The sequence below is a fragment of the Ramlibacter humi genome, assembly GCF_004681975.1.
In the GTDB taxonomy this organism is placed as follows: Bacteria; Pseudomonadota; Gammaproteobacteria; order Burkholderiales; family Burkholderiaceae_C; genus Ramlibacter; species Ramlibacter humi.
In genome coordinates this window covers 527103-550085 of the sequence record NZ_SMLK01000002.1, presented here as the reverse complement: position 1 = coordinate 550085, position 22983 = coordinate 527103, and the positions used below count along the sequence as shown (strand labels likewise).

Annotated in this window: 19 protein-coding genes; 4 read left to right on the top strand and 15 right to left on the bottom strand. The window is 69.5% G+C overall.

Annotation, left to right across the window (positions count from 1 at the left end; all coding sequences use genetic code 11):
• Positions 1 to 15: 15 nt before the first annotated feature.
• Together EZ216_RS10025 and EZ216_RS21340 are read right to left on the bottom strand one after the other, a co-directional pair.
• On the bottom strand, positions 16 to 4596 hold the full coding sequence (locus EZ216_RS10025; RefSeq protein ID WP_167772871.1) for a MupA/Atu3671 family FMN-dependent luciferase-like monooxygenase: 4581 nt from the start codon (positions 4594 to 4596) through the stop codon (positions 16 to 18).
• A gap of 16 nt (positions 4597 to 4612) precedes the next feature.
• Positions 4613 to 5374, bottom strand: coding sequence for a 4'-phosphopantetheinyl transferase family protein (locus EZ216_RS21340; protein WP_167772870.1), 762 nt, complete (start codon positions 5372 to 5374; stop codon positions 4613 to 4615).
• Between the two features lie 196 nt (positions 5375 to 5570).
• Between EZ216_RS21340 and EZ216_RS21335 the strand changes: the two genes are divergently transcribed.
• Positions 5571 to 6395 (top strand): polysaccharide deacetylase family protein, encoded by an 825-nt coding sequence (locus EZ216_RS21335; RefSeq protein WP_167772869.1) that lies wholly within the window; start codon positions 5571 to 5573, stop codon positions 6393 to 6395.
• On the opposite strand, the gene EZ216_RS10015 is transcribed toward EZ216_RS21335, so the two are convergent.
• The 12 genes from EZ216_RS10015 to apbC all read right to left on the bottom strand — a co-directional run bounded on the left by EZ216_RS10015 (position 6392) and on the right by apbC (position 18115).
• A complete protein-coding gene (locus EZ216_RS10015; RefSeq protein ID WP_135249591.1) occupies positions 6392 to 7228 on the bottom strand; it encodes a formate dehydrogenase accessory sulfurtransferase FdhD in 837 nt (278 codons plus the stop codon). The genes EZ216_RS21335 and EZ216_RS10015 overlap by 4 nt on opposite strands.
• Before the next feature lie 38 nt (positions 7229 to 7266).
• On the bottom strand, positions 7267 to 7797 hold the full coding sequence (locus tag EZ216_RS10010; protein ID WP_135249590.1) for a hypothetical protein: 531 nt from the start codon (positions 7795 to 7797) through the stop codon (positions 7267 to 7269).
• A 24-nt stretch (positions 7798 to 7821) separates the two neighbouring features.
• Positions 7822 to 9057: a formate dehydrogenase subunit gamma gene (locus EZ216_RS10005; RefSeq protein ID WP_135249589.1), complete on the bottom strand. Its 1236-nt coding sequence runs from the start codon at positions 9055 to 9057 to the stop codon at positions 7822 to 7824.
• A complete protein-coding gene (locus EZ216_RS10000; RefSeq protein WP_439126728.1) occupies positions 9041 to 9256 on the bottom strand; it encodes a hypothetical protein in 216 nt (71 codons plus the stop codon). The genes EZ216_RS10005 and EZ216_RS10000 overlap by 17 nt, the downstream gene beginning before the upstream one ends.
• Positions 9256 to 9873: a formate dehydrogenase FDH3 subunit beta gene (gene fdh3B / locus EZ216_RS09995; protein ID WP_135249587.1), complete on the bottom strand. Its 618-nt coding sequence runs from the start codon at positions 9871 to 9873 to the stop codon at positions 9256 to 9258. The genes EZ216_RS10000 and fdh3B overlap by 1 nt, the downstream gene beginning before the upstream one ends.
• A gap of 15 nt (positions 9874 to 9888) precedes the next feature.
• On the bottom strand, positions 9889 to 12870 hold the full coding sequence (locus EZ216_RS09990) for a formate dehydrogenase subunit alpha (protein WP_135249586.1): 2982 nt from the start codon (positions 12868 to 12870) through the stop codon (positions 9889 to 9891).
• A gap of 22 nt (positions 12871 to 12892) precedes the next feature.
• Entirely contained in the window at positions 12893 to 13105 is a 213-nt protein-coding gene (locus tag EZ216_RS09985; protein WP_135249585.1) for a formate dehydrogenase, read from the bottom strand.
• A 119-nt stretch (positions 13106 to 13224) separates the two neighbouring features.
• Positions 13225 to 13842, bottom strand: a complete 618-nt coding sequence (locus EZ216_RS09980) for a TorD/DmsD family molecular chaperone (RefSeq protein WP_135249584.1) — start codon at positions 13840 to 13842, stop codon at positions 13225 to 13227.
• The gene (locus EZ216_RS09975) at positions 13835 to 15931 is read right to left on the bottom strand and encodes a 4Fe-4S dicluster domain-containing protein (RefSeq protein ID WP_205959652.1); all 2097 of its coding nucleotides are present in this window, start codon (positions 15929 to 15931) and stop codon (positions 13835 to 13837) included. The genes EZ216_RS09980 and EZ216_RS09975 overlap by 8 nt, the downstream gene beginning before the upstream one ends.
• On the bottom strand, positions 15858 to 16478 hold the full coding sequence (locus tag EZ216_RS09970) for a DUF3306 domain-containing protein (RefSeq protein ID WP_205959651.1): 621 nt from the start codon (positions 16476 to 16478) through the stop codon (positions 15858 to 15860). Before EZ216_RS09970 ends, EZ216_RS09975 begins: the two co-directional genes overlap by 74 nt.
• On the bottom strand, positions 16471 to 17016 hold the full coding sequence (locus EZ216_RS21610) for a DUF3305 domain-containing protein (RefSeq protein ID WP_135249582.1): 546 nt from the start codon (positions 17014 to 17016) through the stop codon (positions 16471 to 16473). Before EZ216_RS21610 ends, EZ216_RS09970 begins: the two co-directional genes overlap by 8 nt.
• 10 nt (positions 17017 to 17026) lie before the next feature.
• Positions 17027 to 18115 carry an iron-sulfur cluster carrier protein ApbC gene (apbC, locus tag EZ216_RS09960; RefSeq protein ID WP_135249581.1) on the bottom strand — a complete coding sequence of 363 codons (1089 nt, stop codon included), beginning with the start codon at positions 18113 to 18115 and terminating at the stop codon, positions 17027 to 17029.
• A gap of 68 nt (positions 18116 to 18183) precedes the next feature.
• On the opposite strand from apbC, the gene metG reads away from it, so the two are divergent.
• Positions 18184 to 20232: a methionine--tRNA ligase gene (metG, locus tag EZ216_RS09955; protein WP_135249580.1), complete on the top strand. Its 2049-nt coding sequence runs from the start codon at positions 18184 to 18186 to the stop codon at positions 20230 to 20232.
• Positions 20233 to 20591: 359 nt separating this feature from the next.
• Positions 20592 to 22208 (top strand): SulP family inorganic anion transporter, encoded by a 1617-nt coding sequence (locus EZ216_RS09950; protein WP_135249579.1) that lies wholly within the window; start codon positions 20592 to 20594, stop codon positions 22206 to 22208.
• 13 nt (positions 22209 to 22221) lie between these two features.
• Here EZ216_RS09950 and EZ216_RS09945 read toward each other — a convergent pair whose 3' ends face one another.
• Positions 22222 to 22698, bottom strand: coding sequence for an outer membrane protein assembly factor BamE (locus tag EZ216_RS09945; RefSeq protein WP_135249578.1), 477 nt, complete (start codon positions 22696 to 22698; stop codon positions 22222 to 22224).
• A 42-nt stretch (positions 22699 to 22740) separates the two neighbouring features.
• On the opposite strand from EZ216_RS09945, the gene EZ216_RS09940 reads away from it, so the two are divergent.
• The gene (locus EZ216_RS09940; RefSeq protein ID WP_135249577.1) at positions 22741 to 22974 is read left to right on the top strand and encodes a DUF3460 family protein; all 234 of its coding nucleotides are present in this window, start codon (positions 22741 to 22743) and stop codon (positions 22972 to 22974) included.
• The last annotated feature ends 9 nt before the right edge of the window (positions 22975 to 22983 follow it).

The following is a 22983-nucleotide window of genomic DNA, read 5'->3' as shown; positions in this document are numbered from 1 at the left end:
TGCACTCCAATGGCTTCACGCGGTGGGCTGGGCCAGCTGACGGTTCCTCAGCATTCGGCGTGCCTGGGCCCTGCTCTGACCCTGCGACACGGCGGTGGAAGCCGCGCCACCGCCGAGGTGGGCGGCCAGCGCCGAGATGGTCGGCAGCCGGAACATGTCGGTGATGGCGACCTCCTGGCCGGTGGCTTCGCGCAGCCGGCGCTGCACCTGAATCACCAGCAGCGAGTGGCCGCCCAGGTCGAAGAAGTTCTCGCTGGTGCCCACCGATTCCAGCCCCAGCACCTCCTGCCAGATGCCGGCGATGGTCTTCTCCATCGCGTTCTCCGGTACGGCGACGGTCTTCGGCGCGGACGACAAGCCTGTCCTGAGCTCCGTCGAAGGGCGCGGGTCAGGCAGCACCTTGCGGTCGACCTTGCCGTTGGGCGTCATCGGCAGCGCGGGCAGCACCAGGATGGCCTGCGGCACCATGATCTCGGGCAGCGCCTCGCCGACGGCTTCGCGCAGCTTCGTGGCGTTCAACACCGCACCGGGCTTGCCGGTGACGTAGCCGGCCAGGAACTTCTGGCCCGCAGTGTCGGTGCGCGCGACGACGACGGCCTGCTTGACGCCGTCCTGGCGCATCAGCACGCTTTCGATCTCGCCCAGCTCGATGCGGTGGCCGCGGATCTTCACCTGGTGGTCGATGCGGCCCAGGAACTCGATCGTGCCGCCGTCCAGCCGGCGCACCAGGTCGCCGGTGCGGTACCAGCGATGGCCTTTCGCATCCGGCACGAAGCGGTCGGCGTTCAGCTCGGGCCGGTGCAGGTAGCCGTCGGTCACGCCGTCGCCGCCGATGCACAGCTCACCGGGCACGAGGGCCGGGCATTCCGCGCCCCAGGGCGTGCGCACCGACAGCTGCGTGTTGGCGATGGGCTGGCCCAGCGGCACCATGCCGTCGACGCGTTCCAGGTTGCAGGTGGTGGACCACACCGTCGTCTCGGTCGGCCCGTACATGTTGAGCAGCGCGCCGGACACCAGCGCGCGCAGCTGCGTCGCCATCTCCAGCGGCAACGCCTCGCCGCCGACCATCAAGGCTTTCAGCTGCGACAGCGCCGTGCGGCCGGGCGCGTCGGCCAGCAGCATCGCGGCCATCGAGGGCGTGCACTGCAGGTGCGTCACCTGGTGCTGCAGCACCTGCTCGGCCACGGAAGCCTTGCGGCCGCTGGCGCGTGGCACGCGCGTGGCTTCCATCAGCGCCTTGAGGTCGCGCAGGTGTTCGACCACCGTGTCCGGCTCGATGCCGAAGTCGATCAGGCAGGCGATCTCGTCCACGCCCGCGGCCTGCACCTTTTCCACCAGTTCCAGGCAGCGCGCAGGCGTGCCGATCAGCGCGCTGGTGCCGTAGTAGCGGTTGAACGCGTGGTCCAGCAGCGCGTCCATCTCGGCGTCGGAGAGCGGCGCCGACTCCATCACTTCCTGCGGCGTCTTGCCGCTGGCCGCGCCGCGCTCGACGAAGGTGGGGAACGACCACGCCGCCTTCTTGATCAGGTCGACCGAGCTGCGCAGGTACTTCTTCATCGGCTCGCGCGCGGTTTCGCGCGTGGCCTCCTCATCCGCGCCGATGAAAGTGTGCAGCATCAGCGTGACGTGGCCGGTGCCGGCGTGCCCGGCCTTCAACCAGGCGGCGCGGTAGATGGCGATCTTCTCGGCGACGTCTTCCACCTTCTGGCCCAGCAGGTGGGTCAGCAGGCGGCAGCCCATGGCGCCGGCCTGCTCGAAGGTCTTGGGGTTGCCGGCCGCGGTGATCCACACCGGGATGTCTTTCTGCACCGGGCGCGGCAGCGTGCGCGTCTCCACCAGGTTGCCGTTGGGGCCGGGGAAGGGAATGGCTTCGCCGCGCCACAGGCGCCGCACGACGTCCATGCGGGCGATCATCTCGTCCTGCCGCTTCGCGAACGCGTCGGGCATCAGGATGAAATCGTTCGGCTGCCAGCCAGACGCGAACGAGATGCCCACGCGGCCGTTGGAGATGTTGTCGACGAAAGCCCAGTCCTCGGCCACGCGCACCGGGTGGTGCAGCGGCAGCACGCAGCTGCCCGCGCGGATCTGCACGCGCGTGGTGGCGGTGGCGATGGCCGCGCTGGTCACCACCGGGTTGGGGTACAGGCCGCCGAAGGCGTGGAAGTGGCGCTCGGGCGTCCACACCGCGGTGAAGCCCTCGCGGTCGGCGAACTTCGCGCCTTCCATCAGCAGCTCGTAGTGGCGGCGCGGGTCGCGCGAGTCGTCGCTGGCGAAATAGAACAGGCTGAACTCGGGGCCGTTGCCCGCGCCGGCCTGCTGGTCCGAATGCAGCACGACGGTGACGCCGCGCGCCAGCGTCCAGTACAGCTCCAGCACCGAGATGTCGAACGACAGGCTGGTGACGGCCAGCCAGCGAGAACCTTCCTCGCGGAGCACGCGCTCGTCCATGCCCGCGAAGAAGTTCATCACGTTGCGGTGCGTGACCACCACGCCCTTGGGCTTGCCGGTGGAGCCGGACGTGTAGATCACGTAGGCGGCACGGCGCGGGTCCGCGGCGGGCAGCGCCGCGCCGGAGGGGGCGGAGGCTTCGCCGGCTTCGTCCAGGCGCATCACCTTGTCCGCGGGCAGCGACAGCGTCGAAGCCGTCGCGGCGCTCACCAGCACCACGGGGGCGCGCGAGTCTTCGACCATGAACTCCAGGCGGTCGCGCGGGTATTCGGGATCCAGCGGCAGGTAGGCGGCACCGGCCTTCATCACGCCCAGCACCGCGACCAGGAGCTGCGGCGTGCGCGGCAGGCACAGGCCGACGATGTCCCCGGCGCGCACGCCGCGCGCGGCCAGGCGGCGCGCCAGCGCGGTGGACTGCTCGTCCAGCTCGCGGCCGGTCAGGCTTTCGGCGCCGCCGGTGACGACCACTTCCTCGGGTGTGCGCGCGAGCTGCGAAACGATGGCCTGGTGCACGGCGCCCGCTTCGTTGAACGCGACGTGGGTGGCATTCAGCGTGTCCAGCTGCTGCTGCTCGCCGGCCGCCAGCAGCGGCACCTCGGCCAGCGGACGGTCCTGCGAAGCGAACGACTGCAGCCAGGCGGCCAGTTGCGCCGCCATCGCCAGCGCGGTGTCCGCGCTGAACACCTGCGGGTCGGCCAGCAGTTCGAGCTGGCGGCCGGTGTCGTCCACCGTCACCAGCAGTTCGCAACCCGCGGGCCGCACGATGGGCGTGAGCGCGAGCGCCACCTTGGCGACCGCGGGCAGCGCGCCATGCCGCTCGCCCATGCGCAGCGGCAGGTCACGCGTCATCGGGCCGGCGGCGCGCGCGCGCGAAAGTTCGGATTCCGCCTGGCCCACCGCGTTCAGCGTCGTCTGCGAAGGCGCGCTGGCGATCGTCAGCGGCACCCACGCATCCAGCCAGGGTTGCAGGCCGGCGGCCTGCTCGCCCAGCGCCGCATCGGTGTAGAGCACGGAGACACGCTCCTGGCCCGTGAGTGACGACAGCCAAGCGTGGAACGCGGCGGCCGTGGTGGCGCCCTGCGGCGCCGCGTTGAGCGGGAAACGCAGCGGCTGCGTGGACTCGCCCGTCGCGTTGCGCCGCGGATACGGCAGCTCCACCGGCGCCAGTGCATGCAGCGCATCGGTCCAGTGCTGCTCGCCGCGCGCGATGGCGTCGCCCTTTGCCTGCAGCGCGGCCACGGCGGGGGAAGGCACGGTGAGCACGTCGCCTTCGCGAACGCCAGGCGTGCCCGGGAAGCCTTGCACACAGGTGCAGCCGGTCAGCGTGACCTGGCCTTCGCCGGTCGCCACGCGCAGCACGTCGCCTTCGATGGCCAGCACCGTGCCGGGCGCCGCGCCTGCGCCCGCGGGCGCGGCGATGGCGCTGGCGCCGCGCACCAGCAGCACGCGGTCGCCAGCCAGCACCTTGGCGCGGCCGAGCGGATTGGCGTACTGGCCGAAGTCCAGCGCACGCACCAGCGCTTCCACTTCCCCGGCCGGGCGCGTGAAGTCCAGGGTGGCCAGCAGCGCGGGACGGCGATGGCGGCCGAAGTAGGTGCGCTCGCCCTCTTGCGGGGTCAGCGCCAGTTCGCCGCGCGCCAGGTCTTCGGCGATCTGCATGAAGCCGGCCAGGCCCGCTTCGTAGCACTTGGCGTTGAGGCTGAGCGCCGTCTCCTGCGGCGTCACGTCAAAGCTCGATTGACGCACGATGCGGCCCGCGTCGGCGCGCGGCGTCATCTCATGCCACGTGATGCCGTGCCGCGGTTCTCGCGCCATCAGTGCCCAGCAGGTGGCGTTCAGGCCCGCATAGCGGGGCAGCGGCGCATCGTGGAAATTGACCGCCAGCTTGCCCGCGCGCGCGAGCACCGCCTCGGGCAGCATTCGCAGGTTCGCCACGCTGAAAAGGTAGTCGAAGGCCAGGCCGTCGAGCGCCGGTGCCCATTCGCCTTCCATGCGCACGGTCCTGAAGCCTTCGGCCTCCGCCCACTGCAGGTTGGCGCCGCTGCCGGACACCACCGCCACGATCGCGTGGCCCGCCTTGCGCCAGGCTTCGGCGCACTGCACCAGGAGGCTGCCGTCACCAACGAGTACCGCCGTCGTCGTCACCATTTGTCTTGCCTTTTGGTTACGCGCTGAAAATCCTGGGAGCCGCTGCGACGCCGCAGTTTCCGTCCTTACAAGTTGAAAGGGCGTCGGACGGCGCCGCATGAGGCGCGTTCGCCAGCGCGTCGAGCTCGACGATGCGCACGCTGTCTCGTTCCGTGCACGCCAGGCTGAGCACATGCGTGGGCGGCGCGGGCAGGCGCAGCGCGACCAGTCCGGTCTGACGGTTGTGTTCCGCGAACGCCACGCTCCAACAGTCTTCTCCGTACTCCCGCAGCGCGATGTGCGGGTGCGAGGCGGACAGGCCCAGGCCCTGCGCCTTCCAGTACGCTTCCAGCGCGGTCCACTGCACGTAGAAGGCTTCGTCGCCCTGCGCGTCCCACGGCTGCATGTACCGCGCGAGCAGCGAAGCATCGACGCCATCGCGGATGGTTTCGACGTCGATGCCGACGGGGCCGTCGCGGCTCACCGCGCAAGCCACGAAGTCGCGTGTGCGCGAGAGCGAGAACGAAGGCGCGCGCATGACGCCGGTGCCCAGCAGCACCGGCTGGCCGTGCGAACCGGTGCCGAAGCGAAGGTCCTGCGGGTCGAGCGCGAGTGCCATCGCCAGCGCCATGCGGCGCATCGCATGCGCGACGATGAACGCGCGCCGGTCCGCGTCGAAGCGCAGTCGCTGCGATCGCTCCAGCTCCGTCTCATCGAGCAGGCGCGAGAACGCCGCGCACGCGTCGCATCCCAGCATCGCCGGCCGCGCGGTCCAAACTTCAACCCCTGCTGACTGCATGACGTGTCCTTGCCGGGCGCGTGCGGCGCCCTGTCACATCATGGTTGCATGCACCCCTGTTACTCAGGGGAGCCGGTGGCCCTTCCGGACTACCGCTCTACCGGACTACAGGCCGAGTCGCGCGGCTCCTACAGGGAGGCTCTGGCGTATGCACATTATCGATACGTACTTAAGAACAAACTTTCCAGGGCAGGACATGCGCGACGAACAGAGACAAGCCAGCCGCAAACCGATTGCCATCCTCTCCTATCACCAGACCGCGCGGCCGCCCAAGCGCGGAACGCCGGTCCGGGCGCTGGTGCTGCCGCCTTGGCGGTTCGCTCTCCAGATGCACGCGTTGAAGCTGCTGGGCTGGCAAGGCTTGTCCATGCGCGACCTCGAGCCCTACCTGCAGGGCGAGAAGGCGGGCAAGGTCTTCGGCATCACCATGGACGACGGGTACCTGAACAACCACCAGCACGCGCTGCCCATCCTGCGCAGGATGGGCTTCACCGCCACCGCGTACATCGTCACCGCGCAGATCGGCGGCAGCAACGCCTGGGACCATGGCAAGGGCGTCCCGACGGTGCCGCTGATGGGCCTGGAGCACTTGCGGGACTGGATGGATGCCGGCATGGAGGTCGGCGCCCACACGCGCAACCACGTGAACCTGTGCGAGTGCGATGCGCAAACGGCGCAGGCCGAGATCGAGGGCAGCAAGCGCGACCTGGAACAGGCGCTGGGCATCGAGGTGCGCAGCTTCTGCTACCCGTACGGCGAGCATCGCGCCGAACATGCGGAGATGGTGCGCCGGTCCGGCTACGCGAACGGCACCACCATCGTCAGCTCGCGCGCCCGGCCGGGCGAGGACGACCCCATGCGCCTGCCGCGCATCTCGGTGCACCTGTACGACAAGCTGCCGCTGCAGCTGGCGCAGGTGACCACCGACTTCGAGGACTGGCGCATGCAGCGCCCGAACCGGCGCACCAGCCCGCTCTCGCGCTGGTACCAGCCGCCCGGGACGACCGGCGCCAGCGCCTAGCGCGTCACCGTTTCCGGTTGCCAGCGCAGCCGCTGCGCGCCGGTGTAGCAGAGGAAGCGGCGGTTCAGCGCGCGGCCCAGGGTGCACATGTCCAGCCGCTGCGCGACCTCGTGCCCCATCTGCGTCATGCCGCTGCGCGACACCACGATGGCCACGCCCATCTGCGCCGACTTGATCACCATCTCGCTCGTGAGGCGCCCCGTCGTGTAGAAGACGAACGGTTCATCGCCGGCCGACGCGCGCGCGTCCAGGCCCTGCATCCACATCCAGCCCGCGATGGTGTCGATCGCGTTGTGGCGGCCGACGTCCTCGACGAAGAGCAGCATCTCGCCGCCGCGGAAGAGCGCGCAGCCGTGCACCGAGCCGGCCGACTTGTACGTGCTCTCCTGTTGGCGGATGGCTTCGAGGATGGCGTACAGCGTCTCCTGCGCCAGCACGGCATCGGGCAGCGCGATGGCTTCCACCTCGTCCATCAGCGCGCCGAACACGCTGCCCTGGCCGCAGCCCGTGGTGACGACGCGCTTCGCGGTGCGTTCCTCGATGCGGTCGATGCCCGCGCGGGTCTTCACCGCCGCGCTGGACACTTCCCAATCCACGGTGACGGATTCGATCTCGCCGGCCGAGCGCACCAGGCGCTGGTTGCGCAGGTAGCCCAGCACCAGCCATTCCGGATGGGCGCCCAGCGTCATCAGCGTGACCAGCTCGCGGCGGTCGACGTAGACGGTGAGGTCGCGTTCCGCGGGGATGGAGATGCGCTGGGGCTGGCCGTGCTCGTCGAGCACAGCCACTTCGCGCGTGAGCGGCGCGCGCGCCTGAGTCAACCGCGGCAGCATCGCGGCAGTGTAAGACGAGGGGCGCGCGGGCCCGGTGGTCAGGGCTTCTTCGCGCCTTCGGCGGGCGCCGTCGAAGGCTTGGCCGGCGTCATGGTGGCCGACTCGTTGCGCACGCTGGGCGGGCTGGCGGCGGTGCCCGGGGGCGAATGCGCGCCGGACGTTTCCAGCGGCTTCTGCTCCGGCGGGTTGTACGCGAAGGGGCCGGGGTCGGCGCACGGCGTGGGCGGCGCGTAAGCCACCGGCGTTCCGGGCGCGGAAGCGCCCGCGGCCGGCGCCGATGCGGCAGCGACGGGCGACGATGCCGCGGCAACCGGCGACGAAGCCGGCTTCGCGGCAGCGGCCGCGGCGGGCGCCGCCTTCCCGTTCTTGCCGCCACCGGCCTTGTACCTGGCCACGACCTTGTCCTGCGCCTTGCACAGCTGGAACGCGTCCACCTTGGCCTGCCACGCGGCCTTGGCGGTGGCTTCCGCAGCCTTGGCCTTGGCGGCGTCATCGGGAGGAGGCAGCTTGGCCTGCGCTGCCAGGCCGAAGGCGGCCAGCACGAGGGCGGTGAGGAGGCGCAGGTTCATGGTGCGAGGCCTTTTCTCGTTCGTTCAGGCGGGGCGGACCTGGTCGGGCGCGCCGCCTTCGCGCGGCGTGCTGCGCTGCGCCGGGATGCGGCCGGCCCGGATGTCTTCGTACCAGTAGGCGTGGTGCTCGCGCGCCCACTCCTCGTCGACGTAGCCGTTGCGCATGGCGGAGTACGCGCCGCGCATGCCGATGGTGCCCAGGTAGATGTGGCCGAGGAACAGGCACATCATCAGCACGGTAGCCACCGCGTGCACCATGTGCGCGACCTGCATGGTGGCGCGCGTGTAGGCCAGGTTCGGGATCAGCTTGTCCAGCACCAGGCCCGAGGCCACCACGATGGCACCGAGGAACAGCACGCCGCCCCAGAACACGATCTTCTCGCCCGCGTTGAAGCGGTGCGAAGGCGGCTCTTGCCCGGGCTTGCCGAGCATGCCGCCGGCGCGCGCCAGCCAGTGGAGGTCGCCCTTCTGCGGCCAGTTGTCGCGCAGGAAGGTGAAGAACACGATGACCAGCGACACCGCGAACAGCGGGCCGGCGAAGTTGTGCAGCGTCTTCAGCAGCCACGTGAGCCAGCCGAACAGCGTGCCGCCGAGGATGGGCAGCAGGAAGAACTTGCCGAACGCCATGACGATGCCCGTGATCATCAGCGCGACGAACGCGATGGCGTTGGCCCAGTGCGCGGCGCGCTCGAAAGGCGTGAAGCGCTCGATCTTGCGGCCCGTGTCCGGGTCATGCTGGCCGACCGGCCCCTTGGCGAAATAGAAGATGGCCAGCGCGCCCAGCGTGATGAGGATCAGCGAGCCGCCGTACGGGATGAGCCAGCGGTTGCGCACCTGGCGCCAGGCTTCGCCGGCGGTGGTGAAGCGCGAGCCCGGGTATTGCACCGGCGCCTGGATCAGCACGCCCGCTTCGGGCGCTTCCGACTTCGGCAGGCTGCTGTAGCCCTCCATGCCGTTCTGCACCTGCCGCCACATCGGCGCGTTGTTGCCCGGCTGCACGCGGTTGCGCTGGCCGTTGGTCTGCTCGGCGTAGCCGGGCTCGCTGGACGCGTCCGGCCGCGTCTCGGGCTTCACCTGGAAGATGTTCTGGCCCTGGATGCCAACCGCCGCCGTGGGTTGCGACGCGGCGGGTTGGGCGGCCGCGGCCTGTCCGCTGCCTTGCGACTGGCCGGGTTGCGTGGCCTGCGCCATCGCCGGGCCCGCCACCAGCGCCGCCAGCGCGATCAGCGACCGCGCGATCAGCTCAGTTGACCTTGACATAGTCGTTCTGCCCCATCTGGGCGCGCGTCTTGAGCTGCTGCTCCCAGCTGTTGCGGTCACCCTGCTTCCAGCCGGGCGCGACGAAAGGCGTGCCGGTGCCCTTGTACAGCGCGGTGTCGTGGTCGGCGCGGTTGGTCTGCGGCTTCTCGCCGCAGGCGGCGAGCGCGAACGCGGCGATGGCGATGAGAGCGGCGCGCATCATGACTTCTGCCCGTTCGGTTGGCCGGCCTGCTTCGAACCGTACGCCGTGCCCCAGCCCCAGACTTCGGCGCCCTTGCCGCGCTTGACCACGCGGTTGCGGAAGATGTCGGCCACCACGTCGCCGTCGCCCGCCAGCAGCGCCTTGGTGGAGCACATCTCGGCGCACGCGGGCAGCTTGCCTTCGGCCAGGCGGTTGCGGCCGTATTTCTCGAACTCGGCCTGCGAGCCGTGCTCCTCCGGGCCGCCGGCGCAGAAGGTGCACTTGTCCATCTTGCCGCGCACGCCGAAGTTGCCGGCGGCGGGGAATTGCGGCGCACCGAACGGGCACGCATAGCTGCAGTAGCCGCAGCCGATGCAGGCGTCCTTGTCGTGCAGCACCACGCCGTCCTCGGTGCGGTAGAAGCAGCTGACCGGGCACACCGCCATGCAGGGCGCATCGGAGCAGTGCATGCACGCCACCGAGATGGACTTCTCGCCGGGCACGCCGTCGTTGAGCGTCACCACGCGCCGGCGGTTCACGCCCCAGGGGATCTCGTGCTCGTTCTTGCACGCGGTGACGCAGCCGTTGCACTCGATGCAGCGTTCCGAGTCGCAGATGAATTTCATGCGGGCCATGGCGGTCTCCTCTCGTCAGGCTCTTTCGACCTGGCAGATGGTCGTTTTTGTTTCCTGCATCATCGTGACGCTGTCGTAGCCGTACGTGGTGGCGGTGTTCACCGCCTCGCCGCGAACGATGGGCGCCGCGCCGTTCGGGTAGTACGCCAGCAGGTCCGCGCCCTGCCATCGGCCGGAGAAGTGGAACGGCATCCACACCGTGTCGGGGCCCACGCGCTCGGTCACCAGCGCCTGCACGTTCAGCCGCGCGCCGGTGGGCGACTTCAGCCACACGCGGTCGCCGTTCCTGATCTGCCGCTCGGCCGCGGTCTTGGGGTTGATCTCGACGAAGGCTTCCTGCTGCAGTTCCGCCAGCCACGGGTTGGACCGCGTCTCCTCGCCGCCGCCTTCGTACTCCACCAGCCGGCCCGAGGTGAGGATGAGCGGGAATTTCTGCGCGACCTTGTCCTCCAGGTTCTTCTGCTGCACGGTCTTGAACAGCGTGGGCAGGCGCCAGAAGGCCTTCTTGTCGTCGTGGGACGGGTACTTGGCCACCAGGTCGGGCCGAGTGCTGTACAGAGGCTCGCGGTGCTGCGGGATCGGGTCGGGGAAGTTCCACACCACCGCCCGCGCCTTGGCGTTGCCGAACGGGTGGCAGCCGTGGTTCTTCATCACGACGCGGATGATCCCGCCCGACAGGTCGGTCTTCCAGTTCTTGCCCTCGGCCAGCGCCTTCTCGGCGTCGGTGAGCTCGTCCCACCAGCCCAGCTTCTTGAGCAGCACGTGGTCGAACTCGGGGTAGCCGGTCTGGATGTCCGCGCCCTTGGAAGCGGACCCGTCCTCGGCCAGCAGGTTGACGCCGTCCTTCTCGACGCCGAAGTTGGCGCGGAAGTTGCCGCCGCCGTCCATGACGTGCAGCGAAGGGTTGTAGAGCACGTGCGTGCCGGGGTGCTTGAGTTCGGGCGTGCCGAAGCAGGGCCACGGAAGGCCGAAGTAGTCGCCCTCGATGTCGTAGCCCGTCGCCGGGTCCTTCACGCTGCCCTTGGCGCGCAGCGTCTTGACGTCGAAGCTGGCCATCAGCTTCATGTGCGCCTTCAGGCGCTCCGGGCTCTGCCCGGTGTAGCCGATGGACCAGTTGGACTTGTTGATCTCGCGCAGGATGTCCTCGGGCACGGGTTCGTCCATGCCCTTGACCTTCTGCAGCTGGTAGTTCTTGACCAGCTCCTTGCCGAAGCCCAGCTTGTCGGCCAGCTGGTACATGATCATGTGGTCGGTGCGGCTCTCCCACAGCGGCTCGATCACCTTCTCGCGCCACTGCAGCGAGCGGTTGGAAGCGGTCACCGATCCGCTGGTCTCGAACTGCGTGGACGCCGGCAGCAGGTACACGGCGCGGTTCGGGTTCAGGTCCTTGGGGTCGCCCGGCATGGCGGCCATCGCCGCCGTCGCCGACGGGTACGGGTCCACCACCACCAGCAGGTCCAGCTTGTCCATGGCCCGCTTCATCTCGACCCCGCGCGTCTGCGAGTTCGGCGCATGCCCCCAGTAGAAAACCGCCCGCAGGTTCGGGTCCTGGTCGATCAGCTCGTTCTTCTCCAGCACGCCGTCGATCCAGCGCGAGACGGTGATGCCGGGCTTGGTCATCATCGTGGGGCTGGCGAACCGGCCCTTGAGCCAGTCGTAGTCGACGCCCCAGACCTTGGCGTAGTGGCGCCACGAGCCTTCCACGATGCCGTAGTAGCCGGGCAGCGAATCGGGGTTGGGGCCGACGTCCGTCGCGCCCTGCACGTTGTCGTGGCCGCGGAAGATGTTGGCGCCGCCGCCCGACACGCCGATGTTGCCCAGCGCCAGCTGCAGGATGCACGAGGCCCGCACGATGGCGTTGCCGGTGGTGTGCTGCGTCTGGCCCATGCACCACACGATGGTCGAAGGCCGGTTCCTGGCCATCGCCTCGGCGACCTTGTAGACCGTCGCCTCGGGCACGCCGCAGGCTTCCTCCACCTTGTCGGGCGTCCACTTGGCCATCACGTCCTCGCGCACCTTGTCCATGCCGTAGACGCGGTCGTTGACGTACTTCTTGTCGTCCCACCCGTTCTTGAACACGTGGTACAGCACGCCGAAGAGGAACGGGATGTCCGAGCCGGAGCGGATGCGCACGTAGTCGTCGGCCTTGGCGGCGGTGCGCGTGAAGCGCGGGTCCACCACGATCATCCTGCAGCCGTTCTCCTTGGAGTGCAGCATGTGCAGCAGGCTGACCGGGTGCGCCTCGGCGGCGTTGGAGCCGATGTACAACGCGCACTTGCTGTTCTGCATGTCGTTGTACGAGTTGGTCATCGCGCCGTAGCCCCAGGTGTTGGCGACGCCGGCGACCGTGGTGCTGTGGCAGATGCGCGCCTGGTGGTCGCAGTTGTTGCTGCCCCAGAGGCTGACGAACTTGCGCATCAGGTACGACTGCTCGTTCGAGTGCTTCGAGGAGCCGATCCAGTACACGGCTTCGGGGCCGCTGGCCTTGCGCAGCTCCAGCACCTTCGCGCTGATCTCGTTGAGTGCCTGGTCCCACGAGATGCGCTGGTACTTGCCGTCCACCAGCTTCATCGGGTAGCGCAGGCGGTACTCGCCGTGGCCGTGCTCGCGGATGGAAGCGCCCTTGGCGCAGTGCGCGCCCAGGTTGATGGGCGAATCGAACACCGGTTCCTGCCGCACCCACACGCCGTTTTCCACCACGGCGTCGATGGCGCAGCCCACCGAGCAGTGCGAGCAGACGGTGCGCTTGACTTCGATCTTGCCGGCGCCGGTGATGGCGGAATCGCCGCCCGCGGCCTTGGCCCTCTTCACCAGCGTGAGGCTGCCGGCCGCGATGCCCACGCCGACGCCCAGGCCCGAGCGGCGCAGGAACGCGCGCCGGTCCATGGTGGGCAGCGCGCGCGAGAGGCCGCGCTGCAGGCTGTGGATGAATGGCGAACGCGCGGCATCCTCGCGCCGGCCCGCAGGGGCCGCGCCGCTCTTCTTGGTCAGCAACATGGAAGCTCCCTTCGGCCGCGGGTCACACCCGGGTGGTCTGGTAGTAGCGTTGGACGTGCTCGGAGAGCTCGTAGCCGCCGCCGCGTTCGGGCGGGGGCTTGGGCAGGTCGGTGGCCTGCTGCGGGGCCGCTTCGCGCGAAGCGGCCGCGAGGCCCGCCGCCGCGGCCACGGCGCCGGTGGCGGCGGCACCGGCGAACAGCGTGCGGCGCGAGAGTTTGCTGGCGGGAGATCCCATGGGCTGGCTCCTTCGTGGGCGCATCGTTGGCTTATGCACACAAGAGCATAGCGAAATGAAGCCACCAAAGGGGGACAAATCGGTGCACGCCGATCATCCGGGTAAACCCCGAAGCGCGATCAGGCGAGCAGGTCGAAGCCCTGCTGCTCCACCTGGAAGAAGGCCTGGGTGAAGCCGGCCAGCGCGGCGTAGAACCGCGCGGCGGGGTGCGCGCGGATGGCTTCGCCAAGTTCGCCGGCCCAAGGCTGCAGGTGCGCGCCGAAGAACTCGCGCTGGCGGCTGAGGTTGGCCACCGCCGCGTCGTCGCCCGCGATCAGGTAGCGCATCACTTCCGACAGGTAGGCGATGTGGTCCTCGGTTTCCGGCATGGCCTCGTCGCGCGTGAGACCCAGCGCGCGCAGGTCGTCGCGCAGCTTGGCCAGCGGGCGCTCGTTGAGGAAGCCGCTCAGGTAATGCGAACCGAAGAGGTAGACGTCGGGCTTGCCGACCCCGCCGAAGAGCGTGTCGTATTCGACGGCCACCTGCCGCGCCGACATTTCGCGCGCCACGCCGACGAAGGCGCGCCACGGCTCCTCCAGGAAGGCGCCGTCGGCCGGCGCGTCGGTCACCGCCACCTGCAGCGCGCTGAGCACGTCTTCCGAAGGCGGCGCGTAGTACAGCAGCGCCAGCAGGCCGTAGACCTCGGCGCGCGCGGTCTCCTCGTCCAGGGCGGAAGAAGCAGGGATGGGTTCAGGCATCGGTGATCTTCGCCTCGTCGGTGGCGGAGTAGAGGTCGATCACGCGGCAGTCGCCGCACATCTTCAGCCGCTCCAGCGCGGCACCCTGGAACATGGCGTGGCCGGACAGCTTGCCCAGCATGGCCTCGATCGCCTTGAGCGTGCCGAAGGGCTTGCCGCAGCGCACGCAGGCAAAAGGCTGGGTTTCGTTGAGCACGCGCGCTTCGCGCCGCTGCGGCGTGAGCAGCAGGCGCGGCTGCAGCGTGATGGCGTCTTCCGGGCAGGTGGTGGCGCACAGGCCGCACTGCACGCAGTTCATCTCGATGAACTTCAGCTGCGGCGACTGCGGGTTGTCCTGCAGCGCGCTGGCGGGGCACGCGCCGACGCAGCTCATGCACAGCGTGCAGCGATCCTTGTCCACGGCGACGGAGCCGAACGGCGAACCGGCTGCCGGCAGTTCGATGGCTTCCGGCCGCTGCGGCGCGTGCGCGGCGAGGTGATCGAGTGCCAGCTCCAGCGTGGCGCGCTTTTCCGCGGCGACGGCGAACTTCGCGGCTTCGCGCGGCACCTGCTGTCGCGTGTTGCGCAGCGATTGCAAGGCGGCGTCGAGCGTAGGCGTCGACGTGGCCTGCAGCAGTTCGAAATGCGTGCCCGCGTAACCCAGCCCGTGCAGGATGGCTTGTGCCACCGCCATCTGCTCCTTCAAGCCGTCGAGGTATTGCGGCGCTTCCTCGCCGGTGACGAGCACCACGACCTGCGAAGCGCCGAACGCGACCGCCGACAGCCACAGGTCCAGCCCGGTGCTGGCCGTGTGCCACAGGCCGACCGGGATGACGTTGGCGGGAATGCCCTGCGCCTGGCCCAGGCGGGCCGCGCGGCCCAGGTCTTCCACCAGCACGCGGCCGGCTTCCTGGCTGTGGAGCAGCAGCACCGCATCGCGGCCGCCGGCTTGCGCGTAGGTGGAGAGCAGCGTGCGCAGGTGCAGGCCTTGTTCCGGCGCGCGGGGGTACGCATACGTCAGCGCGCCGGTGGGGCACACGGTGGTGCAGGCACCGCAGCCCACGCAAAGGTTGGGATTGACCTTGACTTGCTGGCGCGAAGGCTCGCTGCTGATGGCGGCCGCCGAGCAGATGGCGATGCACGCGTCGCAGCCGACCTGGCCGTTGCGCGTGTGCGCGCACAGCTTCTGCTTGTATTGGAAGAAGCGCGGCTTCTCGAACTCGCCCACCATCTCGCGCAGCTTCAGCACGGTGAGCAGCGCCGCTTCGCCCCAGGCGCCCTCGCCGGCCGCCGGCAGGTGGAAATAGCCTTGCGGCGGCGCGTGCTGCGCGAAGGCCGGCTGCGCGCGCAGGTCCAGCACCAGGTCGAAAGTGTCCGACTGCGCCTGCGCCTGCCGGTCGAAGTCGATGGCGCCCGCGGCTTCGCACACCTTCACGCACTGGCGGTGGCCGGTGCAGCGAGCCAGGTCGATCTGGTAGTCCAGCCCGATCGCCTGCTCGGGGCAGGCGGCCACGCACGCATTGCAGCGCGTGCACAGGTCCAGGTCGATGGGGTTGACCGGTGTCCAGTCGAAGCGGAACGCGCCGAGCCAGCCGGTGAGCCCGTCGATGCGGCCGCCCAGCACGAGCTGCCGGCGGTCCTGCGCGCCCGGCCCGCCCGTGGTGAACAGCGTGACGTCCAGCGTGTCCTGCACGAGGGCGGCGGCGCGCTCGGCCTGCTGCAGCGGGCCGATCACCAGCAGGCGCCCCTGGCTGGCGTAGCCGACGGTGGGCACGGGCTCGGGTTCAGGCAGCTTCGCCGCCGCGAGCAGCGCCGCGATCTTCGGCATGGCCTGCGCCGCATCGCGGCTCCAGCCGCCGGTCTCGCGGATGTTGACGAAGCGGACAGGCGCGACGGCGCCTTCGGTCTGCGTGCCGATCTCGGCGAAGAGCCTCTTTTCCTGGGTGCAGGCGACGACGACGGGCTCGCTGCCCTTCACCGCCTGCTGGAACGAAGCCGCTTCGCGGCGGCACAGGCTGCTGTGCAGCGGCAGCGTTTCACCCAGCGCCGCGCCCAGGCTCGCCGCCTTCAGCGGCATCGTCTTGTTGCAGTCGCAGATCAGGGTGGGCATCGTCGGGCAAGGCGGTCGGCGGTGGTATGTCCGCCGGTGCATAGGACTGTGCCACGGATGCGCCGGGCTGCGCGTCCGCACCATCCCTTGTGCCGGCGCCCTGTTCCTGCTCAGTCGCCTCTTCACCGAAGAGCTTCAGGAACTTCGCGCCCGCGAGCTGCCTCAGCATGGCTTCCGGCAGCGGGTCGGGCTTGTTGTAGTCGTCGATGTAGACGTCCAGCCCGTCCTGCAGATTGAAGCGCGGGTCGGCGAAGAGCTTCTTCAGCGCGGCGTTCTTGACCTGGGGCGCGACACCGGCGCGGGTGAAGCGGGTGAAGTCGGAATCGGGGGTGAGCGACTTCACATCTTCGAGCGTAGGCGGGGGATCCTGGGCCGGAGCCTCCTCATCCCCACCCTCTCCCCGCTGGGGGGGTGCACGCCCGTCTTCGCCCCCTCTCCCGCCGGCGGGAGAGGGTTGGGGTGAGGGTGGAGGTTCTGCCTCGACCGCCCGCCCCTCCTTCACGTCCAGCTTGCGCTTCGACCAGCGCCCCAGGAACCCGTCAGCCACCTTCGCCTCCACGCGTCTTCCCCGTGGACACCGACGCAGGATTCCCGAAACGGTCCTGCAGCGCCTTGAAGCTCTCCGGGCGCTTGCGCCGGCGCGGCTCGGGCACGTAGTGCGCGTCGGCGAAGGACCGCATCCAGTCCACCACATCGGCCGGCGCGGGCACCTGCTCCACCGTCTCCTGCGCATCGAGCCAGCGTGCCGCCTCGTTGTAGCTGAGTGTCAGCAGGAAAGGCCGCGCGATCGGCTCGGGCGCGACGGTGGCTTCCTCTTCCATGCGCCACAGCACGAACCACGCGGGCGCCGGCGTGGTGACGTTGAGGTAGTAGCCCTCGGCCTCGTCGCGGAACAGCTCGACGGTGAAGCCCGGGTGCAGCCAGCGTTCCTCGCGCTCGTCCGTGAAGATGCGGCGCGGCTCGCTGCCGAACGCCGCCTGCTGCGGCACCACGTCGTGCAGCACCCAGCGGAACGGCTGCCAGCGGTTGTCCAGCCGCTCGCGCCGCATCACGACGGCGACCTCGAGGCTGGGACGCGGCGCCACGGCTGGCCCCTCAGGTGTCCTTGGAGACGGTGATGGTCGGGAACTTCGCGGAGAAGTCCTTGGCCTTGGCGGCGATGCCCACCGCCACCTGCCGCGCGACGTCCTTGTAGATGCCGGCGACCTGGCCTTCCGGATCGGCCACCACGGTGGGCTTGCCGCCGTCGGCCTGCACGCGGATCTGCATGTCCAGCGGCAGCGCGCCCAGGTAGTGGATGCCGCGTTCGGCCGCGTAGCGCTTGCCGCCGCCTTCGCCGAAGATGTGCTCGGCATGGCCGCAGTTCGTGCACACGTGCACCGCCATGTTCTCCACCAGGCCCAGGATGGGCACGCCCACCTTCTCGAACATGGCGACGGCCTTGCGCGCATCGAGCAGCGCGATGTCCTGCGGCGTGGTGACGATCACGGCGCCGGTCATGGGCGTGCGCTGCGACAGCGTGAGCTGGATGTCGCCGGTGCCGGGCGGCAGGTCCACCACCAGGTAATCGAGGTCCTTCCAGTTGGTCTGGCGCAGCAGCTGCTCCAGCGCCTGCGTGGCCATGGGGCCGCGCCAGATCATGGCTTCGTCCTGGTTCACCAGGAAGCCGATGGACATGACCTGCACGCCGTAGTTCTCCAGCGGCTCCATGGTCTTGCCGTCCTCGCTCTCGGGGCGGCGGGCGATGCCCATCATCATGGGCTGGCTGGGGCCGTAGATGTCGGCATCCAGCACGCCGACGGTGGCGCCTTCGGCGGCCAGCGCCAGCGCCAGGTTGACGGCCGTGGTGCTCTTGCCGACGCCGCCCTTGCCGGACGCGACCGCGATGATGTTCTTCACGTTGGGCATCAGCTGCACCCCGCGCTGCACGGCATGGGCGATGACCTTGGTGGCGAAGTTCACCGAAACGTTGGTGACGCCCGGCACCGCGCGCACCGCCGCGATCAGCGCCTGACGCAGCGCGGGCACCTGGCTTTTGGCGGGATACCCCAGCTCGACGTCGAACACGACGTCGCCCCCGTTCACCTGCAGGTTCTTCACCGCCTTGGTCGAGGCGAAATCCTGGCCCGTGTTCGGGTCCTTCACGGCCGCGATGGCGGCGAGTACTTGGTCGTTGGTGGCCATGGTCTTGGGATGCGAGCGGCCAGTGTACCCAGCCAACTAAAATTGCCGGTTCCCCGCGGAAAACCACCATGCCCCAGCGCAAGCTATTCGTCACCACCGCCCTGCCGTACGCCAACGGCAAGTTCCACATCGGCCACATCATGGAATACATCCAGGCCGACACCTGGGTGCGCCACCAGCGCATGGGCGGCCACATGGTGCAGTTCGTGGGCGCGGACGACGCGCACGGCGCGCCCATCATGATCGCGGCCGAGAAGGCCGGCGTCACGCCGCAGCAGTTCGTGGCCGGCATCGCCGCGGGCCGCAAGGAATACCTGGACGGCTTCCACGTCCGCTTCGACAACTGGCATTCCACCGACAGCCCGGAGAACACCGAGCTGGCGCAGGGCATCTACAAGGCGCTGAAGGCGCGCCAGCTGATCTCGACCAAGACCATCGAGCAGTTCTACGACCCGGTGAAGGGCATGTTCCTGCCCGACCGCTACATCAAGGGCGAGTGCCCGGTGTGCCATGCCAAGGACCAGTACGGCGACAGCTGCGAGGTGTGCAGCAGCGTGTACGCGCCCACCGAGCTGATCGAGCCGTACTCGGTCCTCACCGGCGCCAAGCCCGAGCTGCGCAGCTCGGACCACTACTTCTTCAAGCTGTCCGACGGGCAGGTGGTCGACTTCCTCAAGGCCTGGACGCAGGACGGCAAGCTGCAGAGCGAAGTCGCGAAGAAGGCCAGCGAATGGTTCGAGGCCGGCATGGTTGACTGGGACATCAGCCGCGACTCGCCCTACTTCGGCATCGAGATCCCCGGCGCGCCGGGCAAGTACTTCTACGTCTGGCTGGACGCGCCCATCGGCTACCTGGCCAGCCTGAAGAACCACTTCGACAAGGGCCAGGCACGCAACCACTGGCACCCGCCTTCGCGCACCGACGCCACGTTCGACCAGTTCCTGGCCGACCCGTCGGTGGAGCAGGTGCACTTCATCGGCAAGGACATCGTGTACTTCCACACGCTGTTCTGGCCCGCGATGCTGCGGTTCAGCGGCCGCAAGACGCCTTCGCAGGTGAACGTGCACGGCTTCATCACCGTCAGCGGCGAGAAGATGAGCAAGAGCCGCGGCACCGGCATCGACCCGCTGCGCTACCTGGCGCTGGGCCTCAACCCCGAGTGGCTGCGCTACTACATCGCCGCCAAGCTCAACGGCAAGGTGGAAGACGTCGACTTCAACCCCGACGACTTCATCGCGCGCGTCAACGCCGACCTGATCGGCAAGTACGTCAACATCGCCAGCCGCGCGGCCAAGTTCATTCCGGGCGGCAAGCTGGTGGGCGACTTCCCGGCGCTGCAGTCGCGCGCCGAGCGCCTGTGCGACGAAGTGCGCAACCTCTACGAAGGCCGCGAGTACGGCAAGGCGGTGCGCGAGATCATGGCGCTGGCCGACGAGATCAACCTGCGCTTCGACGGCGCCGCGCCGTGGAAGCTGGTGAAGGAAGGCAAGGCGGAGGAAGCCGCGCTGGTGTGCTCCGAATGCCTGCAAGGCTTCAAGGTGATGACCGCGTGCCTGAAGCCCATCCTGCCCGAACTCGCCGCGCAGGCCGAAGCCTTCCTGAAGTGCGAGCCGCTGGACTGGACCAACGCGGCGCAGCCGCTGCCCGGCGGCCACGCCATCGGCGCGTACCAGCACCTGATGCAGCGCGTGGACCCGAAGCAGATGGACGCGCTGTTCGAGCCGGCGGCCGAAGCCGCAGCGCCGGCCACCGTGCCTGGCGGCGAAGAACTGGCGCCCGAGATCAAGATCGACGACTTCACGAAGGTGGACCTCCGCATCGCGAAGATCGTCAACTGCGAAGCGGTCGAAGGCTCCACCAAGCTGCTGCGCCTGACGCTGGACGTGGGCGAAGGCCGCATGCGCAACGTGTTCTCCGGCATCGCTTCGGCGTACAAGCCGGAGCAGCTGGTGGGCAAGCTCACCGTGCTGGTCGCCAACCTGGCGCCGCGCAAGATGAAGTTCGGCGTGAGCGAAGGCATGGTGCTGGCCGCCAGCCACGCCGACGAGAAATCGAACCCGGGCATCTTCGTGCTGGAGCCCACGGCGGGCGCGCAACCCGGCATGCGCGTGCGCTAGACCCAACAGTTGCTCACCAGCCGCTACGCCGCGGTAACAACTCATCCATAGAATCGGCGGCACTCATCCGTGAGTGCCCGCCATGCTGCCCCGCCGCCATCGAGTGTCCGCCCGCGCCGTCCGCTGCTTCGCCGGAAGGCTGCGTTCACGCTGCAGCGGCAGCCACCGCGGCCGGCCGCGCCGCGCGCCGCGCGAGTTCTGACGCTCGCACCGGCCTTACACTTTTCGCATGGCCTGCCCCGGCGCCGTCCCCATCCTGCCGCTGTCGCGGCGGCGGCGCTTCATCACCCGGCTGCACCACTGCGGCCCTCCGGCACTGGACTGACCCCTTCCTGGTCGATCCACTGCCGGAGAACCGATTGAACCCTTCCCTCTCCTTCCGGCCCCGCCTGCTGGAAGCGCTTCGCGGCTACGGCCGCGGCCATTTCCTGCGCGACGCCGGCGCCGGCCTGACGGTGGGCGTCGTCGCCCTGCCCCTGGCGATGGCGTTCGCCATCGCGTCCGGCCTGCCGCCCGGCGCGGGCCTGTGGACGGCCATCCTCGCCGGCCTGCTGATCGCGCTGCTGGGCGGCTCGAACGTGCAGATCGGCGGGCCCGCCGGCGCTTTCATCGTCATCGTCTACGGCATCGTCGAGCGCCACGGCGTCGCCAACCTGCTCGTCGCCACCGCCTGCGCCGGCGTGCTGCTGTTCGTGCTGGGCCTGCTGCGGCTGGGCACGCTGGTGCGTTACGTGCCGGTGAGCATCGTGGCCGGGTTCACCAACGGCATCGCGGTGCTGATCGCGCTGTCGCAGGTGAAGGACTGGCTCGGGCTGCGCGTCGAACGCATGCCCGCCGACTTCTTCGGCCAGCTCCAGGTGCTCTCGTCGCACCTGGGCTCCTTCAACCCGGCGGCATTCGCCCTGGGAACCGCCTGCCTGCTGGGCCTGGCCGCGTGGCCCCGGCTCTGGGGTCCGCGCTCGCCCATCCGCGCCCGCGGAACTTTCCTGGGCGGGGCCGCGGCGTTGGCGGCGCGTGTCCCGGGCCCGGTGGTGGCGCTGGTCACGCTGACCTCGCTGGCGGCCTGGCTGCGGCTGCCCGTGGAAACCATCGGCACGCGCTTCGGCGGCATCCCGCAGGGCCTGCCGGCCTTCGCACTGCCGGCGTTCTCCTGGCAGGCCGTGCGCGAACTGGCGACACCCACCCTCACCATCGCGCTGCTGGGCGCGGTGGAATCGCTGCTGTGCGCGCGAGTCGCCGACCAGGTGAGCGGCCTGCCGCGGCACGACCCCAACCAGGAGCTGATGGCGCAGGGACTCGCCAACATCGCGGCGCCGTTCTTCGGCGGCATGCCCGCCACCGGGACCATCGCGCGCACAGTGACCAACGTCCGCTCGGGCGCGACGACGCCCGTTGCGGGCATCGTGCATGCGTTGACGCTCGCCGCGATCGTCCTGGCCGCGGCGCCGCTCGCGCTGCACGTGCCGCTGGCCGTGCTGGCGGGCATCCTGCTGTTCGTCGCGTGGAACATGGGCGAGTGGCGCTCGTTCGCGCACCTGCGGCAGTACAAGCCGCACTACCGCGTCCTGATGCTGGGCACTTTCGCGCTGACGGTGGTGTTCGACCTCACGGTGGCGATGCAGGCCGGCCTGCTGGCCGCGTGCATCTTCTTCATCCAGCAGATGAGCGGCGTGTTCAGCATCGAACCGCTGCCGGACGAAGCCGGCGCCCGGCGCTACCGCCTGCACGGTTCGCTGTTCTTCGGGGCGGTCGGCAAGGTGGATGCGCTGGTGCAGGACATCCGGTCGGGGCCGGCCGGACAGGACGTGGTGCTCGACGCCCTGCAGCTGGTGCACCTGGACACCTCCGGGCTGGACGCGCTGCGCCAGCTGGCCGACACCGTGCGCGCCATGGGCGGATCGCTGCGGCTGGAGCGGCTGCAGCCCCAGCCGCGCGCGGTGCTCGAACGGGCGGGACTGGCCGATGCCCTGGGCTGACGGGTGACGGGCGCTACGACGGACCCGCGGCATCCGACGCCGATGCGCTTCGCAGCACGTGCAGGTCGCGGTCGAAATACACGGTGAACACCATCGCCTCCTGGCCATTCAGCCAGCGCCACTCCCATTCCTCCTCGCCCTTCAGCGGGTAAGGCGTGCGCCTGGCGGGCTTGCCCAGCATGCGGCGCACCTGCTCCATCGGCATGCCGGGCCTGATCTTCGCGAAGGTGGTCGGGTTCAGCACCTGCCGCAGCGCGCTCATCTTGCCGTCCGGCCCGACGGTGATCATGTAGTTCTGCCGGCCGGCGGGGTTGCGGTTGTATTCGAAGGTGCGGCCGCCGTTGGGCTCGTCCCAGACCGCCTCCGGCGCGCCGAAGGCCGCGCGCACGTCGGCTTCGGTGGAAACCCCTTCCTCCAGCTTGTCGATCCGGTGCTGGTCACAGCCGACCAGGGCGGCCAGCGCCGCCAACACGCCACTGACGAACCGCATGCGCCACCCCGGGTAAAATCGTCCGTTCACCCGAGCGAGTCTATGTCCTTCCTGCTTCGCATCTTCCGCCGCCCCGACTACCGATCGGACGTGACCCAGTTCATCGACGGGCTCAAGCAGCAACGGCCCGAGATCGAGGCGCAGCAGCGCGCCGGCCGCGCCATCTGGTGGGACAAGAACCTGGACCGCGACGCGCTGGGCGAGTTCAAGCAGGCCCGCGTGGCGCAGAAGCCGTACGTGTACGGCAGCTACGGCGACGAGACCGAAACCCGCTGACGTGGCGGA

Coding starts and splice junctions, on each gene's coding strand:
- EZ216_RS10025 (WP_167772871.1), bottom strand. CDS start 4,596: ATGGTGACGACGACGGCGGTACTCGTTGGTGACGGCAGCCTCCTGGTG.
- EZ216_RS21340 (WP_167772870.1), bottom strand. CDS start 5,374: ATGCAGTCAGCAGGGGTTGAAGTTTGGACCGCGCGGCCGGCGATGCTG.
- EZ216_RS21335 (WP_167772869.1), top strand. CDS start 5,571: ATGCGCGACGAACAGAGACAAGCCAGCCGCAAACCGATTGCCATCCTC.
- EZ216_RS10015 (WP_135249591.1), bottom strand. CDS start 7,228: ATGCTGCCGCGGTTGACTCAGGCGCGCGCGCCGCTCACGCGCGAAGTG.
- EZ216_RS10010 (WP_135249590.1), bottom strand. CDS start 7,797: ATGAACCTGCGCCTCCTCACCGCCCTCGTGCTGGCCGCCTTCGGCCTG.
- EZ216_RS10005 (WP_135249589.1), bottom strand. CDS start 9,057: ATGTCAAGGTCAACTGAGCTGATCGCGCGGTCGCTGATCGCGCTGGCG.
- EZ216_RS10000 (WP_439126728.1), bottom strand. CDS start 9,256: ATGCGCGCCGCTCTCATCGCCATCGCCGCGTTCGCGCTCGCCGCCTGC.
- fdh3B (WP_135249587.1), bottom strand. CDS start 9,873: ATGGCCCGCATGAAATTCATCTGCGACTCGGAACGCTGCATCGAGTGC.
- EZ216_RS09990 (WP_135249586.1), bottom strand. CDS start 12,870: ATGTTGCTGACCAAGAAGAGCGGCGCGGCCCCTGCGGGCCGGCGCGAG.
- EZ216_RS09985 (WP_135249585.1), bottom strand. CDS start 13,105: ATGGGATCTCCCGCCAGCAAACTCTCGCGCCGCACGCTGTTCGCCGGT.
- EZ216_RS09980 (WP_135249584.1), bottom strand. CDS start 13,842: ATGCCTGAACCCATCCCTGCTTCTTCCGCCCTGGACGAGGAGACCGCG.
- EZ216_RS09975 (WP_205959652.1), bottom strand. CDS start 15,931: ATGCCCACCCTGATCTGCGACTGCAACAAGACGATGCCGCTGAAGGCG.
- apbC (WP_135249581.1), bottom strand. CDS start 18,115: ATGGCCACCAACGACCAAGTACTCGCCGCCATCGCGGCCGTGAAGGAC.
- metG (WP_135249580.1), top strand. CDS start 18,184: ATGCCCCAGCGCAAGCTATTCGTCACCACCGCCCTGCCGTACGCCAAC.
- EZ216_RS09945 (WP_135249578.1), bottom strand. CDS start 22,698: ATGCGGTTCGTCAGTGGCGTGTTGGCGGCGCTGGCCGCCCTGGTCGGC.
- EZ216_RS09940 (WP_135249577.1), top strand. CDS start 22,741: ATGTCCTTCCTGCTTCGCATCTTCCGCCGCCCCGACTACCGATCGGAC.